General features: G+C 73.7%; 5 protein-coding genes and 1 tRNA gene. 4 read left to right on the top strand and 2 right to left on the bottom strand.

From position 1 onward, the window contains the following. Positions 1-401 precede the first annotated feature (401 nt). Positions 402-1,442, top strand: a complete 1,041-nt coding sequence (locus RWM17_RS10025; RefSeq protein ID WP_314103241.1) for a glycoside hydrolase family 6 protein — start codon at positions 402-404, stop codon at positions 1,440-1,442. A gap of 328 nt (positions 1,443-1,770) precedes the next feature. Here the strand turns inward: RWM17_RS10025 and RWM17_RS10020 are convergent, their stop codons facing one another. Both RWM17_RS10020 and RWM17_RS10015 read right to left on the bottom strand, forming a co-directional pair. Next, positions 1,771-2,925 (bottom strand): Gfo/Idh/MocA family oxidoreductase, encoded by a 1,155-nt coding sequence (locus RWM17_RS10020; protein WP_314103239.1) that lies wholly within the window; start codon positions 2,923-2,925, stop codon positions 1,771-1,773. Continuing rightward, positions 2,922-3,725, bottom strand: coding sequence for a sugar phosphate isomerase/epimerase (locus RWM17_RS10015; protein ID WP_314103237.1), 804 nt, complete (start codon positions 3,723-3,725; stop codon positions 2,922-2,924). The genes RWM17_RS10020 and RWM17_RS10015 overlap by 4 nt, the downstream gene beginning before the upstream one ends. Before the next feature lie 343 nt (positions 3,726-4,068). Here RWM17_RS10015 and RWM17_RS10010 point away from each other — a divergent pair, with 343 nt between their 5' ends. The 3 genes from RWM17_RS10010 to RWM17_RS10000 form a co-directional block, all read left to right on the top strand. Next, complete coding sequence (locus RWM17_RS10010; RefSeq protein ID WP_314103235.1) at positions 4,069-5,484, top strand: LCP family protein; 1,416 nt, start codon at positions 4,069-4,071, stop codon at positions 5,482-5,484. 540 nt (positions 5,485-6,024) lie between these two features. After that, a tRNA-Ser gene (locus RWM17_RS10005) sits at positions 6,025-6,114 on the top strand. 242 nt (positions 6,115-6,356) lie between these two features. Beyond that, the coding region (locus tag RWM17_RS10000; protein ID WP_314103233.1) for a DUF4118 domain-containing protein at positions 6,357-7,953 on the top strand (1,597 nt) is incomplete at its 3' end.

Here is a 7,953-nt window from a genome sequence, read left to right as displayed (position 1 = left end):
CTCGCGGACCGCGGCCGGACAGCTCGCACGCCGCGGCGGACAGCTCGCACACCGCTGGGGGACAGCGCGCACGCTGCGGCGGACAGTTCGCACACCACTGGAGGACAGCGCGCACGCCGAGCACGTCGAAGATCCGTGCAACGGACGTGCAGGAACCCTCGTTCCGGTCCCGCGCAGCGGGGACGGGCGACGTACCCTCACCCCCGAAGACGGGCGACCGGAGCCTCCGGACGGGGGGTGGAGGCGGATCCGGCGTCGTGGTGCACTGACGTCGTCGCCAGGCGGGCCGATCGAGGCCCGTCGGCCGGCGCCGACGTCCAGCCGACGGCGCAGCACCTGCCCGGCCTCCGGGAACCCGCACCCCGCACCTGCACCCGCTCCTCACCCCCAAGGACACTCCCGTGATCGACCTCGCCCGCGCGGGCGTCGTCGCCGGGGCCGTCGTCGCGCTCGCGGCCGGTCTCGTCGTCGCGCCTCCCGCCTCCTCGTCCGCCGGCTCGGCTGCTGCGGCCGCAGCTCCGCGCACGACCGCCACCACCACCTCCTCGACGATCCGCACCGCGTCGGCGGCGACCGTCTTCAAGGGCGGGCTGCACGTCGAGCAGTACGGGCCCGCCGCCACGGCTGCGACCCAGCTCGCCGCCCAGGGGCGCACCGTCGACGCTGCGGCGGCGCGCACGATCGCGGCGCAGCCGATCGCGATCTGGCTCGGCTCCTGGTACGACGACGCGATGCTGGTGAAGGTGATCCAGCGGAACCTGGCCGCCGCCGAGGCGAAGGGGACGACGCCGGTGTTCGTCACGTACGACATCCCGGGGCGCGACTGCGGCGGGCACTCCGCAGGAGGCGCGGCGAGCGACGTCGCCTACCTGGCCTGGAACCAGAAGGTCGCGACCGCGCTCGCGGGGCACCGTGCCGTCGTGCTGGTCGAGCCCGACTCGCTGGGGCACCTCAGCTCGTGCCCGGCCCTGACCGCGACCCGGACCGCCACGATCGCGAGCGCCGTCGCCGCCTTCACGCGCGCCGGCGTGCCTGCCTACCTCGACGGGGGCAACTCGAACTGGGTGAAGCCCGCCGACATGGCCGTCAGGCTCAAGGCGGCGGGGATCGACCAGGCCCGCGGCTTCTACACGAACGTCGCGAACTACTACGGGGTCGACCAGGAGCGGGCCTACGCCGACGCGGTCTCCGCCGCCACGGGCGGGGCGCGCTACGTGATCGACGTGTCGCGGAACGGGCGCGGGTGGAAGGGCACCTGGTGCAACGCCCCCGGCGCCGGGCTCGGGCAGACGCCCCGCGTGGCGACCTCGGGGACGAGCGCGCTCGACGCGCTGCTCTGGGTCAAGACGCCGGGTGCGAGCGACGGCACGTGCAACGGCGGGCCCGCGGCGGGCGTGTGGTTCCCGTCGTACGCGACGGCGCTGGTCGCGAACCGGCGCTGAGGCTCGGGCCGGCGTGCGTCGGCCCGTCGCGCGCTGGGCTCTCAGGCCTCAACTCGCAGTTTCTTCGGCAAAGCGAGAGAGATCCGCTGCGCCGAGCACCGGGAATCAGGCCCGTCCGCACCCTGGGGCACCGATCGCTCTCAAATTACGAGGGCGAGGGACTTGGCTGGCGGATCACTCTCCGATCACGGGGCGGGGGACCTAGCTGGCGGACCACTCTCATTGCGGGCCGCGCAACTGCCCGGCCGCAGACGCGCAGGAGGCGCGGCGCGAGCCTCGCTCGCACCGCGCCTCCTGCAGGCGGCCGGGTCGTCCCGGCGGGGCCGACCTAGAGCGTGGCCTCGGACGGGTCCCAGGCCTCGGCGAGCGGCTGCGGCTTCGCGACCGTCGAGGCGACCTCGACGACCGAGCGAGACTCCGCGGCCTCGCTGACGGCGAGCAGCACGTCGAGCACGTGCGACGCGACGGCGCCGCTGGCGCGCTCGGCGTCGCCGCCGCGCAGCGCCCGGGCGAGGTCGAGCACGCCCGAGCCTCGGCCGTAGGTCGATCCCGCGGCCGTGAGGGTGCTCGGCTCGTCCTGGCCGAAGCGCCAGATCGTCGAGTCGCCCTCGAAGGTGTTGGGGTCGGGCAGCACGATGGTGCCCTCGGTGCCGCTGATCTCGACGAAGCCCATGCGGGGCAGCGCGTTCTGGAACGAGAAGGTCGACTGCGCCGACTGCCCGCCCTCGAACGAGATGAGCGCCGCGTGGTGCGTCGGCACCTCCACGGCGAACTCGGTGCCGGCTCGGGGGCCGCTGCCGATCGAGCGCGTGGTGCGCGACGTCGACGAGACGGCGCTGACCGAGCTCGCGGCGCCGAACGCGTGCACGAGCGTCGTCACGTAGTACGGGCCCATGTCGAACAGCGGGCCCGCGCCCTTCGCGAAGAGGAACTCGGGGTCCGGGTGCCACGCGTCGGGCCCGGGCACGTGGAACAGCGTCGTCGCGGTCAGCGGCTCGCCGATGTCGCCGCGGGCGATCGCGCGCATCGCCGACTGGATGCCGGCGCCGAGCACGGTGTCGGGCGCGCAGGCGACCCGGACCCCGGCGGCGTCGGCGGCGGCCAGCAGGTCGCTGCCCGACGTGTGGTCGAGGGCCAGCGGCTTCTCGCTCCACACGCTCTTGCCCGCGGCGACGATCTGGCGTCCGACCTCGGCGTGCACGGCCGGGATCGTCAGGTTGACGACGATCTCGATCTCGTCGATCGCCAGGAGCTCCTCGACGGTGCCGTGGCGGGGGACGCCGTACTCCTCTGCACGCGAGCGGGCGCGGTCGGCGATCAGGTCGGCGACGAAGAGGACCTCGAGGTCGGGGAACTTCGTCATGTTCTCGAGGTAGGTGCCGCTGATGACTCCCGCGCCGATCACGCCGACGCCGACACGACCCGTGCGGCCGGTGCCGGTGCGGCCGGTCTCGCCGGAGGCGCCCGTCTCGACGCCGCTCACTTGTCGTTCTCCGCGAGCCACGCGAGCGACTCGGCGATGCCGTCGAACACGTCCCCGCTGTAGTCGTCGAACTCGACGACGCGCAGCGCGTGCGGAGCCGCGGCGATCACGGCGGCGACGTCGACGTCGCCCTGGCCGGCGGGCGTCTGGTTCTTGAACGCCGCGGCGAGGGCCTCGGGCACCTCCAGGGCGCTCTCGCTGCTCGGTAGCGCGGTGGCGATGTCGCCCGAGATGCGGCCGTCCTTGACGTGCAGGAACTGGACGCGGTCGCCCAGCGAACGCAGCAGGGCGGGGGTGTCCATGCCGCCGACGGTCGACCAGAAGGTGTCGATCTCGAGCACGACGTCGTCGTTCAGGCGCTCGAGGAAGAACTCGTAGACGGGGCGCCCGTCGACCTTGTTCGCGAACTCCCACTGGTGGTTGTGGTAACCGAACTTCAGTCCCGTGGCGGCCGCCTGCACCTGCAGCTCGTTGACGCGGTCGGCGATCGCGCGGGCGTCGTCGGCGGTCTGCCAGCGGTCGCTGGGGATGAAGGGGTCGATGACCGTCCCGACGCCGAGCTGGGCGGCGGCGGCGAACGCGCGCTCGGGCTCGGTCGAGTCGATGACCGGCGCGTGGGCGGAGGGGGCGGTGACGCCCGAGGCGGCGAAGGCCTTCTCGAGCTCGTCGGCGCGGGCGACGAAGTCGTAGGGCTCGACCTTGGTGAAGCCGATCTCGGCGACGCGGGCGACGGCGCCCTGCAGGTCGGCCGAGATGGCGTCCCTGACCGTGTAGAGCTGGACGGAGGGTGACGAGGTCATGGCGAACTCCTTTGTCGTGGTGGATCTCGTGGTGGCCGGAGGGCCGGAGGGGAAGATCGAGGGCGTGCACGTCAACTCTGTCACTTCTGTCGACCCATGACAAAAGGTTCCCGACGATCGACAGGACGGATGTCGGGATCGAGGAGGCGTGGCCCGGGCGTCCACCCGCCGCTCGGCCGGTGGGCTCGTGCCTCGAGGCCGGAGGCCCCCCGTTCTGGGCGACGGACCGTTTCGTCGGGTTCTGCCCGTTACGATGCCGTTCTGCCCGCCCATCGCGCAGGCACGATCCCCGCCGACCGTCACCGGGTCCGCGTCGTGCCCGCGTCGACCGAGAGGACTCCGCGTGACCGACGACCGCGACCGCCCCGCCAGCCGCGCCGAGAGCCGCGCCGAGAGCCGCGCCGCCAGCCGCACCGGCCGTCGTGCGGCGGAGACCTCGGGCCGAGGCGTCGCCCGTCACGGGCGCCTCCGGGCCACGGGCCCGCTGGGCACGATCGGCAGGGTCGTCGCCGGCGCCCTGGCCGTGGTGCTCGTGAGCGGGGCGTCCGTGGGGGCCATCGCGGCCTACCAGGTGCGCTCGGACCTCGGCTCGGGCGTCGCGCTCCCCGCGGCGAAGGGCAAGACCCCGATCGTCGCGTCGCCGCCGTCCGTCGACGCCTACCCGGGCGGCTTCAACGTGCTCGTCGTCGGCACCGACAACGACGCGGCACAGGACGAGGGCGCCTTCGGCAAGCGAGACGCCACCCTCAACGACGTCAACATCCTCCTGCACGTCTCGGCCGACCACTCGAACGCGACCGCGGTCAGCATCCCGCGCGACATGGTGGTCCCGATCCCTGCCTGCGCGAAGGAGGACGGCAGCGGCTACTACTCGGCCATGTCCGCCCGGCCGATGAACGAGGCGTACTCGTACGGCGGCCTCAGCTGCGTCGTGTCGACCGTGTCCGAGCTGACCGGCCTCGACATCCCCTTCGCGGGCATGATCTCGTTCAACGGCGTCATCGAGATGTCGAACGCCGTCGGCGGCGTCCCCGTCTGCGCCGCGACCCCGATCAAGGACCGCTACACCGGCCTCGACATCCAGGCCGGCGAGACGGTGCTGCAGGGCGAGCAGGCGCTGCAGTTCCTCCGCACGCGCCACGGCGTCGGCGACGGCTCCGACCTCGGCCGCATCAGCAGCCAGCAGGTCTACCTGTCGTCGCTGCTGCGCACGGTCAAGAGCGCCGACACCCTCACGAACCCGACCAAGCTCTACTCGCTCGCCCGGGCGGCGGCGAGCAACATGACCCTCTCCGAGCAGCTCACCGACCTCGGCACCATGGTGCAGATCGGCTCGGCGCTGCGCGACCTCCCGCTCGACCAGGTGAACTTCGTCCAGTACCCCGGCACGACCGAGGGCACCGGCGTCTACGCCGGCAAGGTGCAGCCGATCACCTCGGTCGCGACGAAGCTGTTCGACGCGATCCGGGCCGACCAGCCGTTCACCCTCGAGGCCGGCAGCGAGGGGCTCGGCGCCGCGTCCGCCGCCGCGGGCGACGCGGCTGCGGGCGACGCGGCTGCGGGCGACGTCGCAGGAGGAGCCTCCGCGGCTCCCGAGACTCCCGCCGCCTCCGCGTCCGGGACGCCCGCTCCGACGACGCCGGCGACCGGCACTCCGACCGACCCTGCCGTGGCCCCTGCCGGCCCGGAGGTCATCTCCGGCCTCACGGGCCAGTCGGCGGCCGAGCAGACCTGCTCGGTCGGGTTCCTGCAGAAGTAGTCCTGCCGACGGTGCCTGCGAGGCGACCCGCAGGGCGGCTGAGAGGGCGCCCCGGCGAGTAACCAGCTCGCCGGGACGACCGGGGATCCCCGCGCGGGCGCCCGAACGCGCCGCGGGGGGCCCTGCGGTGCCGGGATCAGGGGTTCGGCACCGCAGGGGGTGTGACGTCGACGTCGTCGTCGACAGAGGTGCCTCCGGTCGGTGCCGCGTCGGGGAGCGGCACAGCGTCGGGACGTGCGTCGGAGGTCTGGGTCGGCGCTGTCCGAGGGGAGCCGCCGCGTCCGGGGACGCCCCGTGCTGTCGGGTGGTGCACGACTCCGCCGTCTCCGGCGCCAGGGGTACTCTATGAGTCGGCATATAGGTGGACAAGGCCGCGACGCCCCCCGAAAGGGGGATCTACGGGTGAAACACGGGTGACCCGGCCAGGCCGTCGTCCCGCGGAGGCGCGGCTCGGCCCGTCGAGGAGGCGCGGTTCGGCAGATCGCGTCCGGCCCGCTATGATCGTGGGTGCGCCGTCACGTCCCGCACGAGACTGCGCATGGAGCCGTCGCATAGTTCGGCCTAGTGCACCACCCTGCTAAGGTGGAGTTCCCTTTGTGGGAACCGTGGGTTCAAATCCCACCGGCTCCGCGGGGCCCCGTCGCGTTGTGATCTCGCCAGATCGATGCACGGGGCCTTCTTCTTTTCCCGCGGCTCTCCTCGCCCTCCTCGAGGACGCTCAGCCGCATGTCCTGCAGACGGTCGACGCCGCCGCAGCCGCGGTCGCCGTCGCACCTGCAGCCGCGGTCGCCGTCAGCCGGCGCCGCCGCATCCGCAGCCGCGGCCGCGGTCGCGACCCCGGACGTGTCGGCGGCGCGTGCCAAGCTGGGCGCATGACACGAGGTCGGCTGCGGGTGCTGCTCGGCGCCGCTCCCGGCGTCGGCAAGACCTTCACGATGCTCGAGGAGGGCGCGAGGCTGCGCGACGAGGGCAAGGACGTCGTGGTGGCCGTGGTCGAGACCCACGGCAGGGCAGCCACCGCCGCCCGGCTGGGCGACCTCGAGGTGGTGCCGCGCGAGCGACACGTGCACCGCGGGGTCGAGCTCGACGAGATGGACCTGGAGGCGGTGCTCGCCCGGGCGCCGCAGGTCGCGCTCGTCGACGAGCTCGCGCACAGCAACGTCCCGGGCTCCCGGCACGACAAGCGCTGGCGCGACGTGCAGGCCCTGCTCGACGCCGGCATCTCGGTCGTGTCGACCGTCAACGTGCAGCACGTCGAGTCGCTGGCCGACGTCGTCGAGCAGATCACCGGCGCGGCGCAGCGCGAGACCGTGCCCGACGCGGTGCTGCGCGCGGCCGACCAGATCGAGGTCGTCGACCTGGCGCCGCAGGCGCTCCGCGACCGGCTCGCGGCCGGCGACGTCTACCCGGCCGCCCGGGTCGACGCGGCGCTCTCCCACTACTTCCGGCTCGGCAACCTCACGGCGCTGCGCGAGCTCGCCCTGCTGTGGCTCGCCGACGAGGTCGACAGCGCCCTCCGCGCGTACCGCGTCGAGCACGGCATCGACGCCGCGTGGGAGGCGCGCGAGCGCGTGGTCGTGGCCCTCACGGGAGGCGCGGAGGGCGAGACGCTGATCCGTCGCGCCGCGCGCATCGCGGCCCGCAGCGCCGGGGGCGAGCTGATCGCCGTGCACGTCAGCACCCCCGACGGCCTCCGGCAGGGCGCGCCGGGCGCGCTCGCCGCCCAGCGCGCCCTCGTCGAGAAGCTCGGCGGCAGCTACCACCAGGTCGTCGGCTCGGACGTGCCGAGGGCGCTGGTCGACTTCGCCAAGGGGGCCGACGCCTCCCAGCTCGTGATCGGCGTCAGCCGACGCGGCCGGCTCGGGTCGCTCGTCACGGGGCCCGGCATCGGCGCGACAGTGGTCCGCGAGTCAGGCCAGCTCGACGTGCACATCGTCACGCACTCGGCCGCGGGCCGGGGCTGGTCGTTGCCCAAGCTCGGCGGGGCGCTCTCGCGCTCGCGGGTCGTCACGGGCTTCGTGCTCGCAGCCGTCGTCGGGCCGTTGCTCACCTGGCTGCTCGCCGGTCACCGCACAGAAGACGGGATCGCCGGCACTGTGCTGCTGTTCCAGCTGCTCGTCGTCGTCGTCGCGGTGACCGGCGGCGTCTGGCCGGCGCTCTTCGCCGCGCTGCTGTCGGGCGTGACGCTCGACCTCTTCTTCATCGCGCCGGTCTACGAGCTCACCATCGCCGAGCCGCTGCACCTCGTCGCGCTCGTGCTCTACGTGCTCAACGCCGCCATCGTCAGCTGGGTCGTCGACCAGGCGGCACGGCGCAGCCGCTCGGCGGCCCGGGCCCTCGCCGAGACCGAGCTGCTCGCGACCGTGTCGGGCAGCGTCCTGCGGGGGCAGGACGCGCTGCAGGCGCTCGTCGCGCGCACCCGCGAGGCGTTCGGGCTGAGGCGGGTGCGGGTGCTGTCGGGCGACGAGG

It is taken from the genome of uncultured Frigoribacterium sp. (assembly GCF_963515265.1).
Classification (GTDB): domain Bacteria; phylum Actinomycetota; class Actinomycetes; order Actinomycetales; family Microbacteriaceae; genus Frigoribacterium.
This window is presented reverse-complemented; position numbering and strand designations above follow the sequence as displayed.

What these genes read in the sequence shown, in the direction of transcription:
- RWM17_RS10015 (WP_314103237.1), bottom strand. Translation starts at nt 3,725, where the DNA reads ATGACCTCGTCACCCTCCGTCCAGCTCTACACGGTCAGGGACGCCATC.